The 24323-nt window shown below is 61.8% G+C and carries 20 protein-coding genes; 15 read left to right on the top strand and 5 right to left on the bottom strand.

Annotation, left to right across the window (positions count from 1 at the left end; genetic code table 11):
• Nucleotides 1-325: 325 nt before the first annotated feature.
• A complete protein-coding gene (locus tag U5A89_RS00340) occupies nucleotides 326-1201 on the top strand; it encodes a DUF1838 family protein (RefSeq protein WP_338159239.1) in 876 nt (291 codons plus the stop codon).
• An 82-nt stretch (nucleotides 1202-1283) separates the two neighbouring features.
• Here U5A89_RS00340 and U5A89_RS00335 read toward each other — a convergent pair whose 3' ends face one another.
• The gene (locus tag U5A89_RS00335; protein WP_338159238.1) at nucleotides 1284-3503 is read right to left on the bottom strand and encodes a TonB-dependent receptor; all 2220 of its coding nucleotides are present in this window, start codon (nucleotides 3501-3503) and stop codon (nucleotides 1284-1286) included.
• A gap of 412 nt (nucleotides 3504-3915) precedes the next feature.
• Between U5A89_RS00335 and U5A89_RS00330 the strand changes: the two genes are divergently transcribed.
• From U5A89_RS00330 to U5A89_RS00310, 5 genes are all read left to right on the top strand, one after another.
• Nucleotides 3916-4065 (top strand): hypothetical protein, encoded by a 150-nt coding sequence (locus U5A89_RS00330; RefSeq protein WP_338159237.1) that lies wholly within the window; start codon nucleotides 3916-3918, stop codon nucleotides 4063-4065.
• 93 nt (nucleotides 4066-4158) lie between these two features.
• Complete coding sequence (locus U5A89_RS00325) at nucleotides 4159-4320, top strand: hypothetical protein (RefSeq protein WP_338159236.1); 162 nt, start codon at nucleotides 4159-4161, stop codon at nucleotides 4318-4320.
• An 8-nt stretch (nucleotides 4321-4328) separates the two neighbouring features.
• Complete coding sequence (locus U5A89_RS00320) at nucleotides 4329-4634, top strand: ketohydroxyglutarate aldolase (RefSeq protein WP_338159235.1); 306 nt, start codon at nucleotides 4329-4331, stop codon at nucleotides 4632-4634.
• On the top strand, nucleotides 4631-6139 hold the full coding sequence (locus tag U5A89_RS00315) for a PepSY-associated TM helix domain-containing protein (RefSeq protein ID WP_338159234.1): 1509 nt from the start codon (nucleotides 4631-4633) through the stop codon (nucleotides 6137-6139). The genes U5A89_RS00320 and U5A89_RS00315 overlap by 4 nt, the downstream gene beginning before the upstream one ends.
• Nucleotides 6088-6456 (top strand): DUF3325 family protein, encoded by a 369-nt coding sequence (locus U5A89_RS00310; RefSeq protein ID WP_338159233.1) that lies wholly within the window; start codon nucleotides 6088-6090, stop codon nucleotides 6454-6456. The genes U5A89_RS00315 and U5A89_RS00310 overlap by 52 nt, the downstream gene beginning before the upstream one ends.
• On the opposite strand, the gene U5A89_RS00305 is transcribed toward U5A89_RS00310, so the two are convergent.
• Nucleotides 6453-7820 carry an ATP-binding protein gene (locus U5A89_RS00305; protein WP_338159232.1) on the bottom strand — a complete coding sequence of 456 codons (1368 nt, stop codon included), beginning with the start codon at nucleotides 7818-7820 and terminating at the stop codon, nucleotides 6453-6455. The two genes, U5A89_RS00310 and U5A89_RS00305, sit on opposite strands and share 4 nt — an antisense overlap.
• Complete coding sequence (locus U5A89_RS00300; RefSeq protein WP_338159231.1) at nucleotides 7817-8548, bottom strand: response regulator transcription factor; 732 nt, start codon at nucleotides 8546-8548, stop codon at nucleotides 7817-7819. Before U5A89_RS00300 ends, U5A89_RS00305 begins: the two co-directional genes overlap by 4 nt.
• 359 nt (nucleotides 8549-8907) lie before the next feature.
• Here U5A89_RS00300 and U5A89_RS00295 point away from each other — a divergent pair, with 359 nt between their 5' ends.
• Genes U5A89_RS00295 through U5A89_RS00285 form a run of 3 tightly spaced genes read left to right on the top strand, consistent with a single transcriptional unit; the run spans nucleotide 8908 to nucleotide 14574 of the window.
• The gene (locus U5A89_RS00295; RefSeq protein ID WP_338159230.1) at nucleotides 8908-10041 is read left to right on the top strand and encodes an efflux RND transporter periplasmic adaptor subunit; all 1134 of its coding nucleotides are present in this window, start codon (nucleotides 8908-8910) and stop codon (nucleotides 10039-10041) included.
• 10 nt (nucleotides 10042-10051) lie between these two features.
• Complete coding sequence (locus U5A89_RS00290; protein ID WP_338159229.1) at nucleotides 10052-13210, top strand: efflux RND transporter permease subunit; 3159 nt, start codon at nucleotides 10052-10054, stop codon at nucleotides 13208-13210.
• Nucleotides 13207-14574: an efflux transporter outer membrane subunit gene (locus tag U5A89_RS00285; RefSeq protein WP_338159228.1), complete on the top strand. Its 1368-nt coding sequence runs from the start codon at nucleotides 13207-13209 to the stop codon at nucleotides 14572-14574. The genes U5A89_RS00290 and U5A89_RS00285 overlap by 4 nt, the downstream gene beginning before the upstream one ends.
• Before the next feature lie 207 nt (nucleotides 14575-14781).
• Here the strand turns inward: U5A89_RS00285 and U5A89_RS00280 are convergent, their stop codons facing one another.
• Complete coding sequence (locus U5A89_RS00280) at nucleotides 14782-15462, bottom strand: CDP-alcohol phosphatidyltransferase family protein (RefSeq protein ID WP_338159227.1); 681 nt, start codon at nucleotides 15460-15462, stop codon at nucleotides 14782-14784.
• Nucleotides 15463-15586: 124 nt separating this feature from the next.
• Between U5A89_RS00280 and U5A89_RS00275 the strand changes: the two genes are divergently transcribed.
• A complete protein-coding gene (locus tag U5A89_RS00275) occupies nucleotides 15587-15865 on the top strand; it encodes a hypothetical protein (RefSeq protein WP_338159226.1) in 279 nt (92 codons plus the stop codon).
• 167 nt (nucleotides 15866-16032) lie between these two features.
• On the opposite strand, the gene U5A89_RS00270 is transcribed toward U5A89_RS00275, so the two are convergent.
• Nucleotides 16033-18120: a TonB-dependent receptor domain-containing protein gene (locus U5A89_RS00270; protein ID WP_338160123.1), complete on the bottom strand. Its 2088-nt coding sequence runs from the start codon at nucleotides 18118-18120 to the stop codon at nucleotides 16033-16035.
• Between the two features lie 459 nt (nucleotides 18121-18579).
• On the opposite strand from U5A89_RS00270, the gene U5A89_RS21255 reads away from it, so the two are divergent.
• From U5A89_RS21255 to U5A89_RS00240, 5 genes are all read left to right on the top strand, one after another.
• Entirely contained in the window at nucleotides 18580-19305 is a 726-nt protein-coding gene (locus U5A89_RS21255) for a Crp/Fnr family transcriptional regulator (protein WP_445190599.1), read from the top strand.
• A gap of 204 nt (nucleotides 19306-19509) precedes the next feature.
• Nucleotides 19510-20694, top strand: coding sequence for a Re/Si-specific NAD(P)(+) transhydrogenase subunit alpha (locus U5A89_RS00255; protein ID WP_338159225.1), 1185 nt, complete (start codon nucleotides 19510-19512; stop codon nucleotides 20692-20694).
• Nucleotides 20695-20786: 92 nt separating this feature from the next.
• Nucleotides 20787-21083 carry a proton-translocating transhydrogenase family protein gene (locus U5A89_RS00250; RefSeq protein ID WP_445190620.1) on the top strand — a complete coding sequence of 99 codons (297 nt, stop codon included), beginning with the start codon at nucleotides 20787-20789 and terminating at the stop codon, nucleotides 21081-21083.
• Nucleotides 21084-21095: 12 nt separating this feature from the next.
• Nucleotides 21096-22547 carry an NAD(P)(+) transhydrogenase (Re/Si-specific) subunit beta gene (locus U5A89_RS00245; RefSeq protein ID WP_338159224.1) on the top strand — a complete coding sequence of 484 codons (1452 nt, stop codon included), beginning with the start codon at nucleotides 21096-21098 and terminating at the stop codon, nucleotides 22545-22547.
• Between the two features lie 131 nt (nucleotides 22548-22678).
• On the top strand, nucleotides 22679-24286 hold the full coding sequence (locus tag U5A89_RS00240) for an alpha-amylase family glycosyl hydrolase (RefSeq protein WP_338159223.1): 1608 nt from the start codon (nucleotides 22679-22681) through the stop codon (nucleotides 24284-24286).
• The last annotated feature ends 37 nt before the right edge of the window (nucleotides 24287-24323 follow it).

The following is a 24323-nucleotide window of genomic DNA, read 5'->3' as shown; positions in this document are numbered from 1 at the left end:
TCTATGTGGTAGTGATGAAGGGCCGACGTGGGATTGCCAGCGATAAAGGGCTGCAAAGGCCGTCATTCCCTCACTTGGCGACATCCTGCATCCACGCCCAAAGCACTGATCGCGCTGCGGAGAAAAGAATAAGTGTTCAGGCCGGATGCCAGCAATATATTCCGCAATGCTCCACGCCTCTCTCCATTTGTCGGATAGTCCCTTGATCCACATTGCTCGGGCAAGCCATCCGACCTTGTCTCATCCCCGCCAAGCTCATTGATCTGCGACCTGTTCAGGGGCGCGGCCGGGGGCCGCGTTCTTATGATCAAAAGGGGTTCGTCCAATGTCCAGTCCGCACCAGGAAAATAAGCCCGCCTCTCTGGTGGATCGCCGTCATGCGCTCGCGCTCGGCGTGGGGGCGGTCGCGCTCGCGGCCGCGCCTGCGCAGGGCGCTGTAGCCAAGCGGATGCTGGACCCGAACAATGATGAAGATGCGCGGTTGATCTACCGCAAATTGCGCTATCGCACCGATAGCGGCTTGCTGTTTTCCTGGGTCAAGGGGCCGTATATGGCCGTGATCGACGGTGACCTGATCCCCATGTATGCGATCAACCTCGGCGCCATTTCCCGCGTCACGCAGCGGCCCGATGGCGGTTTCGACCTCATAGACCTGGAAATCAGCTTCCGCACCGACGTCAACACCGGCGAGCGCCTCGACAGCCTGCGCAATCCGGTGACCGGGGAAACGGTGCCGGTGGTGGTGAAGCCGCAGGGGCCGAACCGATTGCTGGTGACGCGCGACAATGAAGTGCAGATTTCGAACCTGCCGAACGGCACCAAGTACGAACATACGCATCCGCCCGTCCGCGCGTTCGCCCTGGGCAATGAAATCGTCCTGCGCGATCGCTCGCATTCGCGCGTGACTGCGCCCGACGGCTCGGTATCGATGCTCAACGAAGTCAGCACCCTGTCCGGTCCCAGTTCCATCGTGCTCGACCCGTCAGTGCCCACCGTCAACGCCCGTCTCCAGGCCAATGACGTGCGCAGCTGGCCGTCCTGGCTGAAGATGGGCGATCGTGCGGGGCATCTGGCGCTGTTCGGCAATGGCGGCAAGGTCAGCCGGTTCGAAGATCTGCCCGCCGACTGGCGCGCCATGCTGAAGGACAGTTTCCCGGACATCGCCGCCGACCCGATCGCGGCGCTGGACCGCAAGGCCTGATACATGCGGATTACTGGACCAAAGAAAACCGGACGACGCCGCCAGATGGAGCGGCGTCGTCCGTCGGTACAATTCGCAATCCTCAGAAATCGAAGCCGAGCCGCACGCCATAGGTCCGCGGCGCAGCCAGCGTCACGACCGGAAGGCCGACGACCGGCTGTACAAAGGAACTGGTCTTGACGACTTCATCCTCGATATTGTCGATATAGACGCTGACCGAATAGCGATCTTCAGCGCCGCGCCAGGTCAGGCTCGCGTTCGAGAGCATATAGCCCTTCTGATATTGGCCCGCCAAATATTCTTCGCCGATGACCGATCGGCTTTCGATCCGGGTGCCGACCAGCGCGTCGAGATGACCGGTCCCGATCTCGAAGCTATGTAGATAGGCAAGGTTCAGCGTCCATTTGGGCGCTCGCGGCAATTCGCGACCGCTACAATCCACGCTGACCGATGTCGCCGACAGGGGTGAAATCGCGCAGGCCGTCTGTGGCGGTCCGGTGACCGTGCTCTGCGTATAGACGAAATCCTTATATTCGGATTGCAGATATTGCGCATTGGCGGACAGGCGATCGTTGGGACTAGGTTGCCAGATAATATCCGCCTCGATGCCATAGACTTGCGCTCGACCGGCATTTTCGGTGATCAGATTGAATCCGAAAGGCTGGATCGGTCCGATATGGGTGACCTGTTTGTCCCGATATTTCCAGAGGAAGGCTTCGGCATTGATTTGCAGGCTGTTGCCAAAGAAGCGGTTCTTGGTGCCCAACGTGTACGCGATCAGCTTTTCCGGCTTGGCGGTATTGGGCGGCTGCGAGGCGAAGAAACCGCCCGCCTTGAAGCCGGTCGCGACGCTGGCGTAGATGAGCGAAGCTGGTCCCGCGTCAAATTCCACGCCGCCCTTCCATGTCAGGCTGCTGTCGCTGATCCGTCCCGTCAGCGGCAGGAAATTCACTGGAAAGCCTGGCCCGCGTGCAGGGTTCTGAAAGCCCAATTCGCCGTCCATCGTCTTCTTTTCGTCGGTATAGCGCAATCCGCCGGTCACGCGCAGCGCGTCGGCCAGCGCATAGCTCAGCTGGCCGAACGCGGCATAGCTGCGCGTGTTTAGCACCGGGCGCGTCACGCCATAGGCGACACCCTGATAGGGGCGCAGTTCGAAATTCAGATCCTCGTCGAAATAATAGCCCCCGACCAGCCATTGGAGCGCGGCGCTCTTGTCGGTCGATGCCAGTCGCGCCTCGACCGATGTCGCCTTGCTATATTCGTCCGATCCGACCGGGTAACCGGCATTATAGTGGAGATAATGGTTCTCATTCTTGCGATAAGCGGGCGTGACCGTCAGCGCAGCCTTGCCGAAATCATAATTGGCGGTCGCACTGACGCCCCAATTGGTCACATCGATAAAACCGTCGGTCTTGAACCGGGGCAGCAGATTGGGGTTTGCCCCACCGCTGATCTGATTGGATACGGCTTGCAGGATAGCATTGGACCCGTCCAGCGTGGCGCCCAGACGGGGATCGGAGGACACGAAACCCGTCTCCGAAACCGCGAACACGCCGCCGACGCCTTTGCCGCCGACATGGGCGTAATCGGCGCTCAGCAATAGCGTGAAGGGGCCACCCTGATCATAATTAAACTGGCCGCGCACGGCGTTGGTGTCGTCGTTGCCGTAGCCGTCCTTGAAATAGCCGTCCTGCCGCGACACGACGCCCGCGACCCGCACACCTCCGACACCGCGGATAGGCACGTTGATCGCCAGTTCGCCACGCATCTTGCCATAATTACCGGCGTCCAGATTGGCGCGCAGCTGCCATTCCTCCTTCGGCTTGCGGGTGATGATATTGACCGCGCCTGCCGTCGCATTGCGTCCATATAGCGTGCCCTGCGGCCCTTTGAGCACTTCGACGCGCTCCAGATCATAATAAAGGCCGGTCGGACCGCTCGAACGGGGCAGATAGACGCCGTCCAGGTTGATCGCGACGCCAGGCTCGGCGAATGGATTGCCGACGAAGCTGCCGATGCCCCGGATCGTGATCTGCGTGCCACCTCCACCGGCGGCGGATAGTTTTAGCGCTGGCACCAGCCTGCTCAAATCCTGCGCCTGACTGACGCCAGCCCGTATCAGGTTGTCGCCACCCAAGACGCTGACCGCCAAGGCCGACTTTTGCAGATTTTCATCGCGGCGTTGCGCCGTCACGATGATATCGCTGATGCCATTATCGTCCGTGGCGCTATTATTTTGTGCAAGCGCCGGTATGCTTACGAAAATGCTCGCAAGCGCCGTCGCTGTCAGAAATCCTCTCATTTTTTTCTCCCCTATTTTTGCTATTATACTATCTCACCCGCCGCGTTCTTTGCGACGCGGGCAGGGCGGGCCGGACTTATGATGTGCTGACACGCTTGAATTAGCCTTATAGGCGAAGCGCCTGCGCTTATTATCTTCTCCCGTTTTTTGTCTTTGTCGGCGGATCACTACCAACGCCGCCATATTATGACTATAAAGAACAATAATGAACTAAATAGTCAATATCCATTTTTAAATTTCGTCCTGCGCGCGAGACATCAATACGTATACAATAATAATCGATAATATATATTATGTTAATTAACGTTATGGTTGAAACCGCGAGCAACTGTCCAACTCGCTGTCTCACAGTCCACTGACATGAACGTTATTTCCCTCTGACAAAATCCCTCGTCGTCCTCACGCAATGCTAATGCGATTGACTCGCAGTGAAGAGATGGATAATGGCGCTATCCTGTTTCCCCAGGAATATGATGTCGATTTTTACACCTCTCGCTATGTGCACCAGCGCCCCCGCTTCACCGCCGGTGCAGACGATGTGCCCGGCAGACGGAACGGTTAGTCTGGATTCAAAAGGTGACACGTTCGTCGAAGTTAGCAGCGCTACATCCGCGTCGATATCAACAGCGGTGCAGTCGCATATAAAGGCCATGCCGTGCTGGGCCTGAACGCTTTCATCCAGCTCGCCCGCAATATCGGCGACGATCATAATATGCGCTACGCCATCGACATGTACAGCTTCACCAGCCTGATATGGAAGTTGACCGGTCATGCCGCCCCGCGCAGCGCGGTCGCAACCCTGAGCATCGGCTATTGAGCAAGGCCGTGCCCGCCAATCGCCGTAACGCGCGCCACGGTTGGCCCTATCGCGCCAATGTCGCGTTGCGCACGATCGCCGGGACGGCGGGCGCCTATGGCGTCGCCGCGCTTGCCGCTGCGGCGCTGGCCCGCACCTTGCCAATGGCGCGGGTGGAGGCGGTGACGATCGCGACGATGATCGCCTATCTCGTCGCGCCCGCCGTCACCATCTGGGCCTTCCTGGCGCGCGGACCATGGCGTGCGGTCGCGGGCGTTCTACTGGCGGCATTGCTGCTGGGCGGCATCGCTTGGATGGCGGGACAGCCGATATGAGCGCAGCGTCGGCCATGGTGCGCGACGGCACGCGGCAGGCGATGGCTTGGCTGCATGGCTGGGCCGGACTGCTGCTGGGCCATATTCTCTTCATCATGTGCCTGGCCGGGACGCTGAGCGTCTTCAAGCCGGAAATCGGTCGATGGATGCGGCCGGAGGTTAGCGGACAGGCCGATCCGGCGCGCGCCATCATCGCCGCGACCGACTGGCTATCGACGCATACGGCCGGATCGACCGGCTGGTATCTCTCCGCACCCGATGGACGGTCCAACGTGGTTGAGGCGAGCTATGACAGCGGCGGCGCCTATCTTAGCCGTGCGCTCGATCCGGTCAGCGGTGCACCAGTACCGCGCGACACGCTGGGCGGCGAATTTTTCTACCGCCTGCATTTCGAACTGGAACTCCCCTATCCCTGGGGCCGGTTGCTGGCATCGCTGGCGGCGATGCTGATGCTGGTGGCAATCGTCACCGGCATCATCGCGCACAAGCGCTTCTTCAAGGATATCTTCACCTTCCGCCCCGCCAAGGGCCAACGGTCCTGGCTCGACGGCCATAATGCGCTGGGTGTCCTGTCCCTGCCCTTCCATATCATGATCACCTTTACCGGGCTGCTGACGTTGGCATCGCTCAACATGCCTTGGGGCATTGCGGCGGGCTATGGCACCGATGTCACGACGCTCTATACCGACCTGACCCCCGGCGCGGTCAGCCGGGTAGCGAGCGGGACCAAGGCGCCGCTGGCCCCGATCGGCCCGATGCTCACACAAGCGCAACGCTATTTCCAGGGTGCAGCAGTCAGCCGGGTCTATATCTTCAATCCGGGGGATGCCGCTGCGGTGGTGACCGTCTATCCCGTTGAAACCGGGGCGATCGGCAACCTGCCTGCCGAAGTCAGCTTCGACGGCGCGACCGGCAAGCTGATCAAGGCCTGGACGGAAAATCGCGCAGCCGTGCGCACCTACCAGACCGTCTATGGACTGCACATGGCGCATTTCGCGCCGATAGTGACCCGGTGGCTCTATTTTCTGGGCGGCGCGATGCTGACGCTGGCGATCGCGAGCGGGATGGTCTTGTGGATCGTGAAACGCCGCGAACGCGCACCGCTGTCGATCGGCAACCGGCTGCTGGAACGGCTGAATGTCGGGGGGCTGGCTGGCGTGCCGATCGGCATGGCAGCTTTCCTGATCGCGAACCGTTTGCTGCCACTGGGCCTGACGGCGCGTGCGGAAACCGAAGTGTCGGTCGCGCTCTATAGTGCCGGCGCAGCGCTGTTGGGGGGGCTGGTCCTGCCGCCCGCGCTGGGCTGGCCGATCCTGCTAAGCCTGCTGGCGGCATCATGCGCCTTTGCCGCCGCCCTGGGGCCGATCTGGGCAGGCGATGCCGTCGTCCTGACCGGCAACATGCTGCTGACGGCGACAGCGGTTTCGCTCGGCTTGCTGGTCTGGAAGCAGCAATGTCGGCGAAGCGCGCCCGCGCCCGTCCGCCGCCGGGTCGCCCCCGCATGATGCTGACCATCGGCCTGCTCTATCTGTCGCTCTTCGCGCTGGTGGCCCGGATGCAACGGCACCGCCCGGTCCTGCTTGACGCCTGGCAACGCAGGCCATTCACCGCCCATCTGGAACTGGCCGGGTGGACCCTGTTTGGTCTGTCGCTGCTCAGCCTGGCTCTTTGGCGGGACATTGGCATGGCGTTGGTCGCCTGGATCGGCCTGCTGCCGCTATTGGCGGGCGCGCTGTTGCTGGGCATGACCTACCGCCCGGCCTTTACGCGCGCAGCTGTGCCGATCGCGGCGGCTCTGACGGTCGCAGGATTGCTGGTCTAGGCTTTCATATCGATGGTGGCGATCAACCCGCCATCGTCGGCATTGCGCAACCGCACCGACCCCTCGAAACTCATCGCCAGCGATCGGCTGATGGTCAGGCCGATCCCAGTGCCGTGCCGTCCGCCCGGTTGACTGCTGGCGCCGCGCGTGAAAGGCTCGAACATCTGGTCGAGTTGGTCGGCGGGAATGCCTGGGCCATGATCGCGCACATGAATGAGCAGGCGGCCATGCGCGCGCGCGCAACTAATGTCCGCGCTCCCGCCATATTTCACGGCATTGTCGACCAGATTGGCGATGCAGCGCGTCAGGGCGTTGGGCTTGACCCGCACCGTGCCGCCGCAACCGCTGACGAAGCGCACCGGCGCGCCCAGATCCTCGGCATCCTCGGCCATGCTGGTCAGCAGGGAATCGATATCGAGCGAAGACCATTCCTCCCGCGCTTCGATGCTGCTGGCCAGGTCAAGCCCTTCGCGCACCAGCGTCTGCATCGCTTGGTGATCCTGCAACAAACGCGCACGCAACTCCTCATTATCCACCAGTTCCAGCCGCAGCCGCAACCGTGTCAGCGGGGTTTGCAGATCATGGCTGATCGCCGCGAGCAACTGAGTCCTTTCGGCAAAGCCAGCGCGGGCGCGGCGCTGCATCAGGTTGAAGGTGGATAGCGCAGCCCGCACTTCCTCCGGTCCGCGCTCGGGTATTTCTTCGGGATCTAGCGACAGGGAAAAGGCCTCGGCGGCCTGTTCCAACCGGCGCAATGGTTTCGACACGATCCGCGCCACCAGGATCGCCAGCCCGGCTGATGCGGCGACGATGACGATCAGATAGAGCGGGTTGAATATCGTACTTTGCGGCTTGACGATGTGCGGAAAGCTGAGCGCCATCGATCGGCGTTGCCCATAAATGTCGGTCAGGCGCACGATCCAGCAGTCCGGACGTGGCGCGCCGATCAGGCCGGCTGCCTTCTGCTCCAGGTTCGAAGGCCGCGGAAAGCAAAGGCCGATCGGCACTTGCCCGGCTTCCGGATCGGTCGAAGCGCCAAGCCGATCCGTCAGCATCTCCTCCATCGCCGTGTCCGGTTCGGTCAACGCAACCCCGTCAGGCGCGACATAGGCGCCCATGATGCGCCGCGCCGCCAGCATCGGTTCGATGCGGGTTGGATCATGCCGCAACCGGTCCATGATATCGGTGGCGCTGGCGACGACGCGCTGGCGGCGCACCCGCTCGAAATCACGCTGCCGTGTCTGTTCGGCCACCAGAAGCGCGATGATCGCCGCGATCGACATGCCCAGCGTCAGGATCAGGAATATCTGCCCCGCCATCGAGCGGAAAAAGGCCAGCGCGCGCCGGGCCGTCTTGCCGATCATGAATGATCCACCGTGCAGGCCAGGACATAGCCTTCGCCCCGCACCGTCAGGATCAGGTCTTCGCCGCCCGCCAGGGTCGATAATTTATGCCGCAACCGGCTGATCTGCAGATCGATCGAACGATCGAACGCGGCCGTCGCGCGCCGTTCGGGCAGCAAGGTTTCGCGATCCAGCACGACATTGGGTTCGTCGATGAAGCGACTGAGCAACCGGAACTCGGCGGATGACAGCATCACCAGCCGGTCGTCCGGCGCGACCAGTCGGCGCTGCACCAGATCGACCCGCCATGGCCCGACATGGGCATAGCGCATGGTGGCGCTGGCGCGCGCGGCTGAATTGTTGCGGGCGCGGCGCAGCAGGTTGCGGATACGCACCAGCAATTCCCGCGGTTCGAACGGCTTGGTCAGATAGTCGTCCGCGCCCAGTTCCAACCCCAGCACCCGGTCGATCGCACTGCTGCGCGCGGTCACCATGATGATCTGCACGTCCGACCCGTCCGCGCGCAACTCGCGGCATAGCGACAGACCGTCGCCATCGGGCAAATTAAGGTCGAGCACGATAAGGTCGATCGCCTCGTCGCGCAACGTCTGGCGCAATTCGGCCAGATTGGATGCGCCCAGCAGACGATAATTTTCCTGCCGCAACTGCCCCAGGATCAGGTCGCGAATATCGGCATCGTCATCGACCACCAGCACCGTGGCGGGACGCAGGAATGAAGGATCGGCCATGTCCCGTCCTAGCGTGCGACAAGGGAAAAGTCTGCGCTTCTTCGCGCTTGATACAGGCTGATACAAAGCGTTACGCATATAGGCCGCAGTGCAACGCATCGTCGCAATCGGAAAGTAAGTCGCTCTACCATAAGACAGGCAAAGCCGCGATGAGGAGCCGGTCGGCCCCTATGCCGACGCCAACGGAGTCCTTGCGATGCCTGATCTTGCCAATATGGCTGGAGCGCCGATGCGGTGGACCGAACCATATGCGCACGTCCCTCTCCCCTCCCCCTCGTGTGTGCGGTCCGGTTTGCTCCATGCCTCGGCAGGCGTCGCAAGGACCAGTTCGGCCCGTGTTTGAGGATAAGCGTCGCACCATGCCTATTGCCGTTACCGTGCGCAGCCTGACGGTTGCACCCATCGCTCTTTGTATGGCGTTGACTGCCTGCGGTCAGCAAAAGCCGCCCAAAAGAGGACCGGTAGAGGTTGGCGTGGTTACCCTCACGGCCCAGAACGCCACCGTTTCGAGCGAATTGCCTGGCCGGACGGTATCGACCATGATGTCGGAAGTCCGGCCCCAGGTGGCGGGCCTCATCAAGAAGCGCCTGTTCACCGAAGGATCGTTGGTCAGCGCCGGTCAACCGCTCTACCAGATCGATCCTCGCCTGTATCGCGCGTCGCGGGACGAAGCGCAGGCCAGCCTCGCAAGTGCGCAGGCGACCGCCGTCGCGGCGCAGGCGAAGGCGCAGCGCTATCGCACTCTTGGCGATACCGAAGCCGTCAGCGCGCAGGATCGCGACGATGTGATCGCCACCGCGCGGCAGGCCAGCGCAGCGGTGCAGCAGGCTCGCGCTACCCTGCAGACCAGCAACGTCAACCTGGAATTCACGCTGGTGCGTGCGCCGATCAGCGGCCGGATCGGCCGTACGCTGTTTACGCCCGGCGCGCTAGTGACCGCCAGCCAGACCGACCCCTTGACGACCATCCAGCAACTCGACCCCATCTATGTCGACGTGACGCAGTCCAGCTCGCAGATCATGGCCCTGCGCCGGTCGCTCGCCGCGGGCAAGACATTGGCGGCCAGCGCGGTCATTCGTCTCAAACTGGACGACGGCACCGACTATCCGCAGGAAGGCCGGATTGAGTTTGCCGAGCCGATCGTCGACGTCAACAGCGGTACGGTAACGTTGCGCGCGCGCTTCCCCAATCCCGATGGGCTGTTGATGCCCGGCATGTTCGTGCGCGTCGTCGCGCCCCAATCCGTGGTGCCCGGCGCCATCCTCGCGCCGCAACAGGGCATCAATCGCGATCCCAAGGGGAATGCGACCGTGTTGATCGTCAACAAGGCGAACAAGGTCGAACGCCGCACCGTCACTGCAGCCCAGGCGATCGGCGACAAATGGCTGATCACCGCGGGTCTCAAGACCGGCGACCGCCTGATCGTGGAGGGTACGGACAAGGTGAAGCCCAACGATGTGGTGAAGCCCGTCGCCGTCAAGACAGCGAAGTAGGAGCCGACCCTTGCTCAGTCGCTTTTTCATCGAACGGCCGATCTTCGCGTGGGTCATCGCCATCGGCATCATGCTGGGCGGCCTGGGCGCGATCACGACGCTGCCCATCGCCCAATATCCGGACATCGCGCCGCCCGGCGTCGGCATCAGCGCCACCTACCCCGGCGCATCGGCCGAAACCGTCGAAACCAGCGTCACCCAGATTCTGGAGCAGCAGCTGACCGGCATTGACGGCCTGATGTATTTCTCTTCCTCGTCCTCCGCCACGGGACGGGCGTCGATCACCGTCACCTTCCAGAAGGGCACCGATCCCGACACGGCGCAGGTCCAGGTGCAGAACCGGGTGCAGCAGGCGCTCAGCCGTCTGCCCAATGCGGTGCAGCAACAGGGACTGTCGGTCAGCAAGCAGCAGAGCGACTTCCTGATGCTCGTGGGCCTCTACGACGAAACCGACACGGCGACGCAGGCGGACATAGCCGACTATCTCGTCAATAATTTCCAGGATCCCATCGCCCGTATCGACGGCATCGGCGCCACCCAGATTTTCGGATCGCAATATGCTATGCGGGTCTGGCTTGACCCATACAAGCTGGCAGCCGTCAAGCTGATGCCGTCGGACGTGCAAAGCGCGATTTCGGCGCAGAATGTCGAAGTATCGGCCGGGCAGATCGGTGCCGATCCGGCTCCTGCGGGACAACAGATCAACGCGACCGTAACCGCGCGGGCGCGTCTGGAAACGCCCGATCAGTTCCGCAACATCATCGTCAAGACACAAAGCGACGGGTCCGTCGTGCGCTTGTCGGACGTGGCGCGGATCGAGCTGGGCAATGAAAGCTATACCACGGCGGCGCGGCTGAACGGGCATCCGGCGTCCGGCGTGGCGCTGCAACTGGCGCCGGGCGCCGACGCGCTCAAGACCGCGGAACTGGTCAAGGCTAAGGTGGCCGAACTGTCCGCCAACCTCCCGCATGGCTATAAAGTCGTCTATCCCCGCGACACCACGCCCTTCATCAAATTGTCGGTGGAAGAGGTCATCCAGACGCTGCTCGAAGCGGTCGGTCTGGTGGTCGTCGTCATGTTCGTCTTCCTCCAGAGCTGGCGCGCAACGCTGATCCCGGCCATCGCCGTGCCGGTCGTGTTGCTCGGCACCTTCGGCATTCTCGCCCTGTTTGGCTATTCCATCAACACGTTGACGCTGTTTGGCATGGTACTGTCGATCGGCCTGCTGGTCGATGACGCGATCGTCGTGGTCGAAAATGTCGAACGCATCATGGAGGAAGAAGGATTGTCGCCGCGCGAGGCGACGATCAAGTCGATGGGGGAAATCGGCAGCGCCCTGGTCGGCATCGCCCTTGTCCTGTCCGCCGTGTTGCTGCCCATGGCCTTCTTCGGCGGATCGACCGGCGTCATTTATCGGCAATTTTCGATCACCATCGTGTCTTCGATGCTGCTGTCGGTGGTCGTCGCACTCATTCTGTCGCCCGCCCTGTGCGCCACTATCCTCAAGTCGGCGAGCGAGGAGCATCGTGACAAGGGCTGGGCCGGCAAGTTCAATCGCTGGTTCGAGCGGCTGACGGGCGGCTATGTTCGTCGCACCGAACAGATGCTGGGTCGGCGCAAGCTGTTCTGGGGCTTATATGCCGTCGTCATCGCGGTCCTGGTTGTCGTATTCGTCCGCCTGCCTACCAGTTTCCTGCCGGTCGAGGATCAGGGACAGGTGATGGTGCAGGTCACCCTGCCCGCAGGCGCGAAATCCGGCCGCACGGCCGCCGTCATCGATCAGGTGCAGAATTATTTCCTGAACGATGAAAAGGATAATGTGTCCTACGCCTTCATCATGACGGGTTTCAGTTTTCAGGGTCAGGGCGAAAATGTCGGTCAGGGCTTCGTCAATCTCGCCCCGTGGGCGGATCGCAAGGGATCGGCGAATACAGCCTCTTCGATCGCGGATCGCGCGACCCAGAAACTGGCCGCCATCCGCGACGCCAGGGTGATGGGGATGACCCCGCCCGCCATTCGCGGCCTTGGCCAGTCGAACGGCTTCACGTTTGAATTGCTCAACAATGGCAGCCTCAGCCGCGAACGCTTCCTCGCCTTGCGCAATCAGCTGATTGACGCGGCGTCCAAGGATCCGCTGCTGGCTGGCGTGCGGGCCGCGTCGCTGGAGGACACGCCGCAGTTGAAGGTCGATATCGACAACGAGAAGCTGGCCGTGCTCGGCCTTACCCAAAACGACGTCGACAATGTTCTCAGTTCCGCATGGGGCAGCACCTATATCAACGATTTCGTCGATCGCGGCCGGGTCAAGCGCGTCTATATGCAGGCGGATGCACCTTATCGCGCCTTGCCCACAGACATCGACAACTGGATGGTCCGATCAAGCAGTACCGGCGAGATGGTGCCCTTTTCCGCCTTTGCGACCACCCATTGGACGATGGGGCCAAGCACGGTGGCGCGCTTCAACGGCCTGTCTTCGTTCGAAATCCAGGGCGAAGCAGGCGCTGGCGCCAGTTCGGGTGACGCGATGGATCGCATGGTCGAACTGCAGAAGCAATTGCCGTCGGGCACCAGCTACGCCTGGAGCGGCCTGTCCTATCAGGAGCAGCTTTCGGGCGGTCAGGCTCCCCTGCTCTACGGCCTGTCGGTCCTGGTCGTGTTCCTGTGCCTTGCCGCGCTATATGAAAGCTGGTCGATTCCTCTGGCGGTGCTGCTGGTCATTCCGCTCGGCCTGATCGGGGCCGTGCTGGCGGTATGGGCGCGTGGGCTGGAGAATAATATCTTCTTCCAGGTTGGGTTGCTGACCACCATGGGCTTGGCCGCCAAGAACGCCATTCTGATCGTGGAATTTGCCGAACTCGCCTATAAACAGGGCAAAGATCCCCGGACCGCCGCGCTCGAAGCCGCCCGACTGCGCTTCCGCCCCATCCTGATGACCAGCCTGGCCTTCATTGCTGGCGTTATTCCCCTGGCGATCGCGACCGGCGCCGGCGCACAGAGCCGGGTCGCGATCGGCACGGCGGTGATCGGCGGCATGACGACGGCCACGGTGCTGGCGATCTTCTATGTGCCGCTGTTCTTCCTGACCATCGCTGGGCTGTTCAGTGGCAAGGCTAAAGCCACGGAGGCAAAGGCACCACCCCCTGCCCCTGACGCGGGAGTTCCGGCATGACGCGCGCTCTATTGTCGATCGGATCGTGCCTGGCGCTGGCCGGATGCAATATGACGCCGACCTATATACGGCCGACGGCCCCTGTACCGGCTACCCTGCCCAGCGGCGAAGCCTATGCTCCCCCACTGCCAGGACAGAAGGCTGGTCTGGCTTGGACCGAACTGGTCGCCGACGCCAAATTGCGGACCGTCGTCGAGCGCGCGCTGGCGAACAATCGCGACCTGCGTGCGGCGACCGCCAACATATTGTCAGCGCGCGCGCAATATAGGGTGCAGCGGTCCGCACAATTGCCGACCATCACTGGTGACGCGGGCGCGAGTTTCAGCCGCCAGAATGACGTTCGGCAGAATAATTATAGCGCGGACATCGGCTTCAGCGCGTTCGAGATCGATCTGTTCGGCCGCGTCCGCAGCCTGACGCAAGCGGCGCTGGAAACCTATCTGGCGACTGAGGAAGGCGCGCGATCGACCCGGATCGCGCTGATCGCGGAAACCGCTACCGCCTATGCGACGTTGGCGGCGGACCAGGAGCTGCTTGCATTGTCGCGCCAGACGCAGGCGAGCGCGCAGCGCACGCTCGATATTACGCGCTCGCTCAACGCTGCAGGCCTGATCGGCAAGCTCGACGTCCATCAGGCTGAAACCACGGTGGAACAGGCCGCGTCGGACACTGCCGCCAACATCACGCAGGTCGCGCAAGACCGCAACGCGCTGGATCTGCTGGTCGGTGCGCCGGTGGAAGACGCCTTGCTGCCAGCCTCGCTCGACAGCTTGATCACGGGCGTGGCAAAGGTGCCGGGCGGTCTGTCTTCCGACATATTGCTGCAACGGCCCGATGTGCTTCAGGCCGAACATCAGCTTAAAGCCGCCAATGCCGATGTCGGCGCGGCCCGCGCGGCGATGTTCCCCACGATCAGCCTGACGTCGGCGATCGGCGTGGCCAGTTCCGCCCTGTCGTCGCTCTTCACCGGCAGTGGATTCGCCTGGTCCGCCAGCCCCTCTGCCAGCCTGCCGATCTTTGGCGGCGCCAATCGGGGCAATCTGGACTATAGCAAGGCGCAGCGGGATCTCTATGTCGCGCAATATGAAAAGGCGGTCCAGACGGCCTTTCGCGAAGTCGCCGATGGCCTGGCCCGTGAAGGCACGATCGATGCGCAGCAGGGCGCGCAACAGCGGCTGGTGACCGCCAGCCAGCGCGCTTATGATCTGGCCGAACAGCGCTATCGATCGGGCATCGATACGTTCCTGAATGCGCTGACCAGCCAGCGCAGCCTCTACAATGCGCGGCAGTCCGCGATTGCCACCAACTTGGCGTTGGTCAGCAACAGGGTGCTCCTTTATCGGGTAATTGGCGCCGACCAATAATCCCTCTTCTCTCTATGCGCGAATCGGCTATGATCCGCGGATAATAAAGGAGAGAAACCATGCTGCTTCTGGCGAAATGCCTGGACTGGCTATGTCAGCTATTTGCGTCGAGCGCACAGGATGAAGTGCGGCTCAACCAATTGATTTCGCGATGCGGCACGCGAGAACACCGGCGTCCTTGAGCCCGTTCAGGTCACGCCAACTAAATCAGCGCCGTTCGGATATGGCGAGTCGCTTGGCCGTCGTCAGCGTCTGCATGATGAACAACAGCACCAATATGGCGCCGACCACGCCGACAAACAGGTCGAACCCCGACACCGCGCCGAACCAGCCCGGGGCATAGCCCAGCAGCATCATCGCGATCGTCAGGCCGATCAGCAGCAGGCGCAATTCGGTAGGGCCGGCGGCCAGGTAAGACAGCTTGAATTCGCCTAAAACCCGTGCCGACAGATAGGCGTGGATCGACAACAGCAGATAACCGGCCAATGCGACCAGCGCCACATCCATGCGGATATAGGGGCTTGCCCCCATGCCCGCCAGAATGAGCAGCGTTGCCAGACCATCACAGCTATGATCGATGAAATAGCCATAGGATGGCCGCTCGATATGCCGGAACCGGGCCAGGCTGCCATCGAGCGAGTCACCGAACCACTGCACCGCATAGCCCGCGATCGCGAGCCAAAGCCAGTCGACGCCCCAATTGCTCGCGGCATAGCCTGCGAAAATCGCGAACGCCCCCACCATCCCCAGCGCGGTCAGGATATCGGGCGTGACCCAGCGCGGCATATGCGCGCAGAGCCAATTGAGCAGGCGGCGCTCCGCTGCGGCAAGAACATTCTGCTGGATACGTGCGATGGGCGGGGCCGACTGGCCGGATGGCAATGACATGGGGCTTTATGACGGAAGGATGACGATTAGACAATATTTGTTGCGTTGAACTGACAAAGGCCATTGCCCGTCCATCGCGTTCGCGGCCAAGGGCTTAGGCAGCAGACGCCCTGTGGAGAAGCATATGAGCAAGGATCGGCCCCAGGATGTTCGCGACATCGTCGTACGGATGGAGCAGCGGCCCTCCAACCCCGTGCGGCGCGCGCGGTTGATCGTCGAGCAGGAAGTGCCGCCCAGCCGCCGCGGTCCGGGCTGGGACAGGCATTGGCGCGAATTGGAAGCCTATCTGGACGAAGGCATCGCTTGGCAGCGGCCGCAAGGGCTGGACGATATGCCGCGGCAGGAAGGCAAAAAAAGGGCCGATCCCAAGACCGGCCCTGAAAGTTTAGGAGAGGATGCCTGAAAGGCGATATCCTTATGCACCAACTCGTAATTTGCTGCAAGTGCGAACGGTTTTAGCAGCGTCTTTTGGATTTGCAGTCGCAGCCTCTGCGTTCCGCCATGGCATTCAGACGTCCAGGCTGGCCGGTACGGTTGTTGCAGATCGATGCCTGGATTGCTCGACAATCGTCAGAAATCGACCGTGGCGGAAAGCCAGAGGCGGCGCCCTTCCTGATTGATCGAATAGGCCGGGGTGAAAGCCGTCACATTGGCGGTGGTTTGATAAGGAACATAGACGGCATAATCGGTGTCGAGAATATTGTTGATCGTAGCGGACAGGCGGAAAGCGGGCGTGATCTGGTAATTGCCGCCCAGGTGAAAGACTTCGTAGCTGCGGAAGTCGCCGACTGCATCCTGCTGCACATTGGCTCCGCGATAGCGACTGGATCGGACCTCCGCTCGCGCCCACACACTTGCCTTGTCGTCCAGTTTCCAGCGCAGATTGCCGTTCAGCATATGCTTGGGCATCCCCACCAACGGCAACCCCTTCTCCGCACCACTCAACTGTTCGGTTTGCGTGTAGGTATAGTTGGCCGACAGCGACAGGCTGGGCGTGAAGGCGAACCGGGTCGCGACCTCTATGCCGCGCGTGCGCGCCTTGTCGATATTGATCGATTGGCTGAACAGTTCGACCGCCGGAAAATTGCCGACATCGACGCAGCCGGCCGGCGGTTGCCCGTTATAACCAGCGAAGGTGCAGTTCGCGACACCGGGACCGGACGCGATCTTGTCCTTGAAGTCATTGTTGAACAACGTCAGGTTGCCGCTGAAAAATTCCGGCCCGTCATAATAAAGACCTGCTTCGTAACTGGTGCTGGTTTCCGGCGTCAGGCCCGGCGACCCCAGCAACGGCACGCGTCCCTGACTGCCGAAGCCGATGATGCCGCTGGCGATCTGTTCGACCCGCGGCGTCTTGAAACCACGGCTGACGCCACCCTTCAGCGTGATCGTGTCGGTCATATTCCAAACGGCATAGGCGCGGGGCGACCATTTGCTGCCGAATGTCGAATGATCGTCGTAGCGCACGCCGCCCGTAATGTTGAACCCGTCGGCCACGGTCAGCGTCGCTTCGGCAAAGCCCGCCCATTGCGTGAACTTGAACGGCTCGGGCGCCACGCCCTCCACCATCCGCGCTTTCCAATATTGGCCGCCGACGGTGAAGGCGACCGGCCCGACCTTCCCCGCGAAGCGCGAATCCAGGATGTCGTTGCGCGCCTCCAGCGTGCGCGGGCTGCCCGCCACGGCGCCCGGCGTGCCATTGGGGATCTGCCGCCCGATCGTCTCCGTCTCGTTCCGCGTCAGCGTGGTGTCGAGTTGCCCGAACCCCATGCGCCAGCTATGCGCCACCACATAATTGGACCGGTTGAAACGCTGTTCCGGCGCATAGCCCCCCGAACCCAAAGTGCCGAGCTGTCCCTCGCTATTGTCGTAGCGCTGTTCGTTGCGGTCATATTCGATCCACAGGTCATGATCGACATGCGGCGTGATGCTGATCCGGCCACCATAGGTGTAGATATCGGATTCCACCGGATTGCGGCCCAGGGTGAGCGCGGGATCGCCCGGGATGTCAATATTGGAACCCTCGCGGTGGAACACGCTCCCACGAAGGGTCAATCCCACCAGATTTTCGATGATCGGGCCTTGGGCGAAACCGTTGATCGACTGGATATTGCCGAACCGGTCGTCGCCCTGGATCGTGCTTTCCGCCGTCGCGGTGCCGACCCAGCGATTGCCGACCTTGCGCGTGATGATGTTGACGACGCCGCCCATCGCGTCCGACCCGTAAAGCGTGGACATCGGACCCCGCACCACCTCGATCCGATCGATCGCGGCAAAGGGCGGGAGGAAACTAGTGGACGTTTCGCCAAAGCCATTCGGTGTCACCCCACCCGGCGCATTTTGTCGCCGCCCGTCGATCAGGACAAGCGTATAGTCGCTGGGCATGCCGCGGATTGAAATGTTCAGGCCGCCAGTCTTGCCCGCTTCGCCGCCGACGTCGACACCTTGCACGTCCTGCAAAGCCTCGGCCAGGCTGCCGAACCGCTTCTCCTGCAATTCCTCACGACCCAGAACGGTAATGCTGGCAGGCGCCTCTATGATATTCTGCTCATAGCCCGTAGCGGTAACGACGATGGCGCCGGATTGATCATCGGCATCCGGTAAGGGGGCGTTCGCCGCCATGGCCGGGGCCATGCTGGCGGTGGCGAGGGCGACCATGCTGGCGCGCTGGAGAGAGCGACGCGCGGCCGCAAGCGAGATGAAAAACATGGAACAACCCCCTGTTACTAAGAGTGCGAATAAGTCGCATTAGATGCTCGCGCTCTGCGTGGGCTTTGGTGGTTGGTCAATCGACGGAGGATGACATGCGCCCTAAGCAATGATTTGTTACTATGCTGACATGTCGAAGGCGCATCTGATTGGCATGGGCCATGCTGAGCGGACTTCAGCAACGTAGCGCGGTATGGATTGTTTGGAGATATACGATCGCCAGATGCCGCCATAGACGGGATGCCGGTTTCCCGGAAGCCACATGGCGTTGGCCGTACTTGGTGCGGGCGTTACCGAAAATCAGCAACATTCGGAATTTTTGCTATATAGCTACGGCAGACGACGAGGAGCATAGCCATCGATCGCCGATGCGTGCCATATTGCTCTCGTCGTCTTGGGGGTTTCACAGTGGTTTTCGATAAATTTCTTCTTGGCCGACGTCGTGATCAACTGACCGATGGCGACCTGACGGCGCTGGAGCAGGTGGCAGGTCCGGTATCCGCGCTGGGGCCACGCAGCATGTTGATACGGGAAGGCGATCCCGTCAGCCAGAGCACTTATCTGGTCGACGGGTTCATGTGCCGTTACAAGGATGATCGGGAGGGGCAGAGGCAACTCGTCGCCGTTCATGTCGCCGGCGATTTTGTTGATCTTCATGCTTATCCGCTTAAAAAGCTGGATCATGATGTCGCCACCCTGACGGCCTGCCACATCGTCCAAATTCCCCATAGCCGCCTGGATGACATCATGGCGCAACGCCCGGCCATGTCCAAATTGCTGTGGTTCAGCACGCTCCTGGATGCGGCGATGCATCGGGAATGGATTTTCCGGCTCGGTCGTCTCGACGCGGTTCAGCGGCTCGGGCATTTTCTATGCGAAGTGGAAATAAAGCTGCGCATCGTCGGTCAGAGCGACGGGAAGCATTATCTCCTGCCCATGACCCAGGCTGATCTGGCCGAAGCCTGCGGCCTGACACCGGTTCACGTCAACCGTATGTTGCGGGAATTGCGCGAGCGCGGCATCCTGGCCATGCGCGGCAATATGATCGACATTCTGGATCGCCCTGCCCTTTACCGGCTCAGTGAATTCGACCCGGCCTATCTATTTATCGATGCCGACGTGATGGCGGTCTGAACATCCCGCAATTTATCTCTCTTTTTGCTACGATATATCCCAATAAATGCTCATTAATGCCGATTTTTGCGGAATGAATGCGCTAATCGACAAAGCTGATCTTTTAAGCCTGCAAATCTTTAGCGATAGACGAACGGCGCTGGCGCAACCAAGAGAGGCTTGCTAGGCCAAACCGCCTTGCAAAGACTAGGGGAGGAATGCGGAGTGAAAATCGGTGCGCCCAGGGAAGTGGCGGGGGGCGAGGCGCGGGTTGCGCTGACGCCCGATAGCGCGCTGCAATTGCAAAAATTGGGCCATGCCTGTCTTGTTGAAGGCGGCGCCGGGGCGGCAGCCGGTTTCGATGACGATGCTTACCGCGCCGCAGGCGTGACCGTCGTTCCCACGGCGGACGAGCTGTGGGCGCAAGCGGACGTCATCGTGAAGGTGCGGCCGCCCGAAGCGAACGAAGCGGCGCGCCTCCAGCCCGGCAAGACCCTCATTTCCTTCTTCTATCCCGGCCAGCGCAGCGAAGAATTGGCGGCGATCAATGCGACCGGCGCCAATATCATCGCCATGGACATGGTCCCCCGCATCTCTCGCGCGCAGAAGATGGACGCCTTGTCGTCCATGGCGAACATCGCCGGTTATCGCGCGGTGATCGAAGCAGGCGCCAATTTCGGGCGCTTCTTCACCGGTCAGGTGACGGCGGCAGGCAAGGTGCCCCCGGCTAGGGTGCTGGTGATCGGTGCAGGCGTCGCGGGCCTGGCGGCGATCGGCGCGGCGACTTCGCTGGGCGCCATTACGCTGGCATTCGACGTGCGGCCCGAAGTCGCCGAACAGATTGAATCGATGGGCGCGCAGTTCGTCTATCTCGACTTTTCCGAAGAGCAGCAGGATGGCGCCGCGACCGGTGGTTATGCCGCGCCGTCCAGTCCCGAATTTCGCGAGGCGCAGCTCAAGAAATTCCGCGAACTGGCGCCCGGCGTCGATATCGTCGTGTGCACGGCGCTCATTCCCGGTCGGGACGCGCCCGTGCTGTGGACCGACGATATGGTCGCCGCGATGCGTCCCGGATCTGTCATCGTCGATCTGGCGGCGGAGCGTGGCGGCAATTGCGCTCTCACCGTGGCCGATCAGAAGATCGTGTCGCCCAATGGCGTGACGATCATCGGCTATACCGATTTCCCCAGCCGCATGGCCGCGCAGTCCAGCACGCTGTATGCCAGCAATATCCGCCACATGCTGGCCGACCTGACGCCGGGCAAGGACGGCGTGGTGGTCCATAATATGGATGACGACGTCATTCGTGGCGCGACCATAGCCTTTGAAGGCCAGGTGAGCTTCCCCCACCCCCGCCCAAGATCAAGGCGATCGCGGCGCAAAAGCCCAAGCCCAAGGCCGAGGAACTGACGCCCGAACAAAAGCGGGCGAAGGAAACCGCTGCGTTCAAGGCGCAAACCCGGTCGCAGGTGACGATGCTGGTCGTGGCGGCGGTCTTGCTCATGGGGGTCGGCGCAGTAGCGCCCGCCAGCTTCATGGCGCATTTCATCGTCTTTGTGCTGGCCTGCTTCATCGGCTTTCAGGTCATCTGGAACGTCAGCCATGCGCTGCACACGCCGCTGATGGCGGTGACCAACGCGATTTCGGGCATCATCGTGGTGGGGGCGATGCTCCAGGTCGGATCGTCAAACACGCTGGTACTCGTGCTGGCGACGATTTCTATCCTGATCGCATCGATCAATATCGTTGGCGGCTTTCTGGTCACGCGCCGAATGCTCGCCATGTTCCAGCGGTCGTAAGGGGGCACGTCCATGTTCGATACCGGTGTGGTGTCCGCAGCCTATATTGCCGCTGCGGTCCTTTTCATTCTGTCGCTCGGCGGCCTGTCCAACCAGGAAAGCGCCAAACGCGCGGTATGGTACGGCATTGCCGGCATGGCGCTGGCCGTGGTGGCAACACTCTTTGGGCCGGGCGCAGCCAATCTGCCGATCGTGATCGGCACCTTCGCCGTGGCCGCCGTCATCGGCTGGCTGGTGGCGGTACGGGTGCAGATGACCGAAATGCCGCAGCTTGTGGCGGCGCTCCATAGCTTCGTCGGGCTGGCGGCGGTCTTCATTGGTTTCAACGCGCATTTCGAACTGGAAACGGTACGGGCGCTCGATCCCGCCGCGCGCGAAGCGCTGACCGGCTTCGCCGCCGTTCTGGCCCATAAAAGTCCCGTCGAAATCAACATCCTCAAGGTCGAGGCGTTTCTGGGCATCTTCATCGGCGCGGTGACCTTCACCGGATCGATCGTCGCATTTGGGAAGCTGGCGGGCAAGCTGGACGGCAAGGCGAAGAAGCTGCCGGGCGGTCACGTCCTCAACGCGTCAGCCCTGCTGGGATCATTGGTCCTGCTGGTCATGTATGTCGGCAACATCGGGGTCGAAGGCCGCGAAGTGACGGTGCTGATCGTCATGGCGGTGCTGGCGCTGTTCATCGGCGTCCACCTGGTCATGGGCATCGGCGGTGCGGACATGCCGGTGGTCGTGTCGATGCTCAACAGCTATTCCGGCTGGGCGGCCGCCGCGATCGGCTTCACGCTGGGCAACGACCTGTTGATCGTGACAGGCGCGCTGGTCGGCTCGTCGGGTGCGATTCTGAGTTATATCATGTGCAAGGCGATGAACCGGTCGTTCGTGTCGGTCATCCTGGGCGGATTTGGCGGCACGACCGGCCCCGCGGCAGAGATTGAGGGCGAACAGGTCGCGATCGACGCCGATGGCGTCGCCGCCGCGCTCAATGAAGCGGACAGCGTCATCATCGTGCCCGGCTATGGCATGGCGGTCGCGCAGGCGCAGCAGAGCGTGAGCGAACTTACGCGCAAGCTGCGGGCCGCGGGCAAGAATGTGCGTTTCGCCATCCATCCCGTCGCGGGCCGCCTGCCGGGGCACATGAACGTGCTGCTGGCCGAAGCCAAGGTACCCTATGATATCGTCCTGGAAATGGACGAGATCAACGAGGATTTCCCCTCGACCGACGTCGTGATCGTCATCGGGTCCAACGATATAGTCAATCCGGCGGCGCAGGACGATCCCAACTCCCCGATCGCGGGCATGCCGGTTCTGGAAGTATGGAAAGCCAAGCAGGTCTTCGTGTCGAAGCGCGGCCAGGGCACCGGCTATTCCGGGATCGAAAATCCGCTCTTCTACAAGGATAATACGCGGATGTTCTACGGCGACGCCAAGGTCGCCGTCGACAGCCTGCTGCCAAAGATCGGCTGAAACGGTCAATATGAAGAGGCTGGCGGGTGGCAGGTCGTGCCGCTCGCCAGCCTTATGCCGTCGCACCGCCTTGCCGCCCCCGTCCCTTTCGGGTTAGGTCATCTGTACCGCCTCTTGTAACGGGACAGACTATGACCTCTGAAACGCCGTCAGCGGATCAGCCTTGGTGGAAGGGCGCGGTCATCTACCAAATCTATCCGCTCAGCTTTCAGGACAGCAATGGCGACGGGATCGGCGACCTCAACGGTATCACCGCACGGCTGGAGCATGTCGCGAAACTGGGTGCGGACGCGATCTGGATATCGCCTTTCTTCACCTCCCCCATGCGTGATTTCGGCTATGACATCGCCGACTATTGCGACGTCGATCCGATTTTCGGAACGCTGGCCGATTTCGACGCGCTGGTAACCCGCGCCCACACATTGGGCCTCAAGGTCACGATCGATCAGGTCTATGCGCACACGTCCGACCTGCACGACTGGTTCACACAAAGCCGCGCCAGCCGGACGGGCGACAAGGCCGACTGGTTCGTCTGGGTCGATCCCAAACAGGACGGCACGCCCCCCAATAATTGGCAGTCCGTCTTCGGCGGCCCGGCCTGGACCTGGGACGGCCGACGCCGCCAATATTATATGCATCAATTTTTAAGCAGCCAACCGCAACTCAATGTGCATAATCCGCTGGTGCAGGACGCGTTGCTGGCCGCCATGCGTTTCTGGCTGAATCGGGGCGTCGATGGCTTCCGGCTCGATGCGCTTAACCATGCCATGCATGACCCGCAGTTGCGCGACAATCCGCCCGCGCCCGATACCGGAAAGCCCCGTAGCCGGTCCTTCGATTTCCAGATCCGAAAATATAACCAGTCGCATCCCGGCGTGGTCGATTTCATCGAACGCATCCGCACGCTGTGCGACGAATATGGATCGATCTTCACCGTCGCGGAGGTCGGCGGCGATCTGGCCGAAACAGAGATGAAGGCCTATACGGCGGGCGAAAGCCACCTCAACAGCGCCTATGGCTTCAACTTCCTTTATGCGGATGCGCTAACCCCCGCGTTGGTGGCTGAGACTGTTTCGCGCTGGCCCGATGAGCCAGGTCTCGGCTGGCCCAGTTGGGCGTTCGAAAATCACGATGCGCCGCGTGCTTTGTCCCGCTGGTGCGCGCCGGACGATCGCCCGGCATTTGGGCGGTTGAAGGGGATGTTGCTGATGGCGCTGCGCGGCAATGCGATCCTGTATCAGGGCGAGGAACTGGGCCTCACTCAGGTCGACATCCCGTTCGACCGGCTGCAAGATCCGGAGGCGATCGCAAATTGGCCCCTGACCCTGTCGCGGGACGGCGCACGCACGCCTTTGCCATGGTCGGCAGACGCAGCGCAGGCAGGGTTCAGTGAAGTCGAGCCTTGGCTCCCTGTTGGCGACGACAATATCGGCCGGGCGGTCGATGTGCAGGAAAGCGATCCTGTATCGCTGCTCAACCATACGCGCGCGATGCTGGCGTTGCGCAAGAACAATGCGGCGCTGCGTTACGGCAGTCTGGACATACTGATGGCGGACGCGCAGCGCCTGCTATTCCGCCGCCAGGCCGACGGCCAATCGCTGCTCTGCCTGTTCAACCTGTCGCGCGAGGCGGCCGTCTGGCCGGAAGACGTCCCTTTGGAAAGCCGCGTGCTGTCCGCGGTGAACGGTGCGACGCCTGGCACGCTGCCGCCCTTCGGAGCGCTGGTCATGGCGGAATGAGGCAAGCCGACCCATAAGGTCAACTTGCCCATGTCCG

Origin of the sequence: Sphingobium sp. HWE2-09 (genome assembly GCF_035989265.1) — a bacterium.
In the GTDB taxonomy this organism is placed as follows: Bacteria; Pseudomonadota; Alphaproteobacteria; order Sphingomonadales; family Sphingomonadaceae; genus Sphingobium.
Note: the sequence above shows the minus strand (reverse complement) of the source record. Positions and strands in the feature narration are given on the sequence as shown.

Bases quoted from the DNA above. Each gene is read 5' to 3' on its own strand.
- U5A89_RS00340 (WP_338159239.1), top strand. From the start codon at position 326: ATGTCCAGTCCGCACCAGGAAAATAAGCCCGCCTCTCTGGTGGATCGC.
- U5A89_RS00335 (WP_338159238.1), bottom strand. From the start codon at position 3,503: ATGAGAGGATTTCTGACAGCGACGGCGCTTGCGAGCATTTTCGTAAGC.
- U5A89_RS00330 (WP_338159237.1), top strand. From the start codon at position 3,916: ATGCGATTGACTCGCAGTGAAGAGATGGATAATGGCGCTATCCTGTTT.
- U5A89_RS00315 (WP_338159234.1), top strand. From the start codon at position 4,631: ATGAGCGCAGCGTCGGCCATGGTGCGCGACGGCACGCGGCAGGCGATG.
- U5A89_RS00310 (WP_338159233.1), top strand. From the start codon at position 6,088: ATGTCGGCGAAGCGCGCCCGCGCCCGTCCGCCGCCGGGTCGCCCCCGC.
- U5A89_RS00305 (WP_338159232.1), bottom strand. From the start codon at position 7,820: ATGATCGGCAAGACGGCCCGGCGCGCGCTGGCCTTTTTCCGCTCGATG.
- U5A89_RS00300 (WP_338159231.1), bottom strand. From the start codon at position 8,548: ATGGCCGATCCTTCATTCCTGCGTCCCGCCACGGTGCTGGTGGTCGAT.
- U5A89_RS00295 (WP_338159230.1), top strand. From the start codon at position 8,908: ATGCCTATTGCCGTTACCGTGCGCAGCCTGACGGTTGCACCCATCGCT.
- U5A89_RS00285 (WP_338159228.1), top strand. From the start codon at position 13,207: ATGACGCGCGCTCTATTGTCGATCGGATCGTGCCTGGCGCTGGCCGGA.
- U5A89_RS00280 (WP_338159227.1), bottom strand. From the start codon at position 15,462: ATGTCATTGCCATCCGGCCAGTCGGCCCCGCCCATCGCACGTATCCAG.
- U5A89_RS00275 (WP_338159226.1), top strand. From the start codon at position 15,587: ATGAGCAAGGATCGGCCCCAGGATGTTCGCGACATCGTCGTACGGATG.
- U5A89_RS00270 (WP_338160123.1), bottom strand. From the start codon at position 18,120: ATGGTCGCCCTCGCCACCGCCAGCATGGCCCCGGCCATGGCGGCGAAC.
- U5A89_RS00250 (WP_445190620.1), top strand. From the start codon at position 20,787: ATGGGGGTCGGCGCAGTAGCGCCCGCCAGCTTCATGGCGCATTTCATC.
- U5A89_RS00245 (WP_338159224.1), top strand. From the start codon at position 21,096: ATGTTCGATACCGGTGTGGTGTCCGCAGCCTATATTGCCGCTGCGGTC.
- U5A89_RS00240 (WP_338159223.1), top strand. From the start codon at position 22,679: ATGACCTCTGAAACGCCGTCAGCGGATCAGCCTTGGTGGAAGGGCGCG.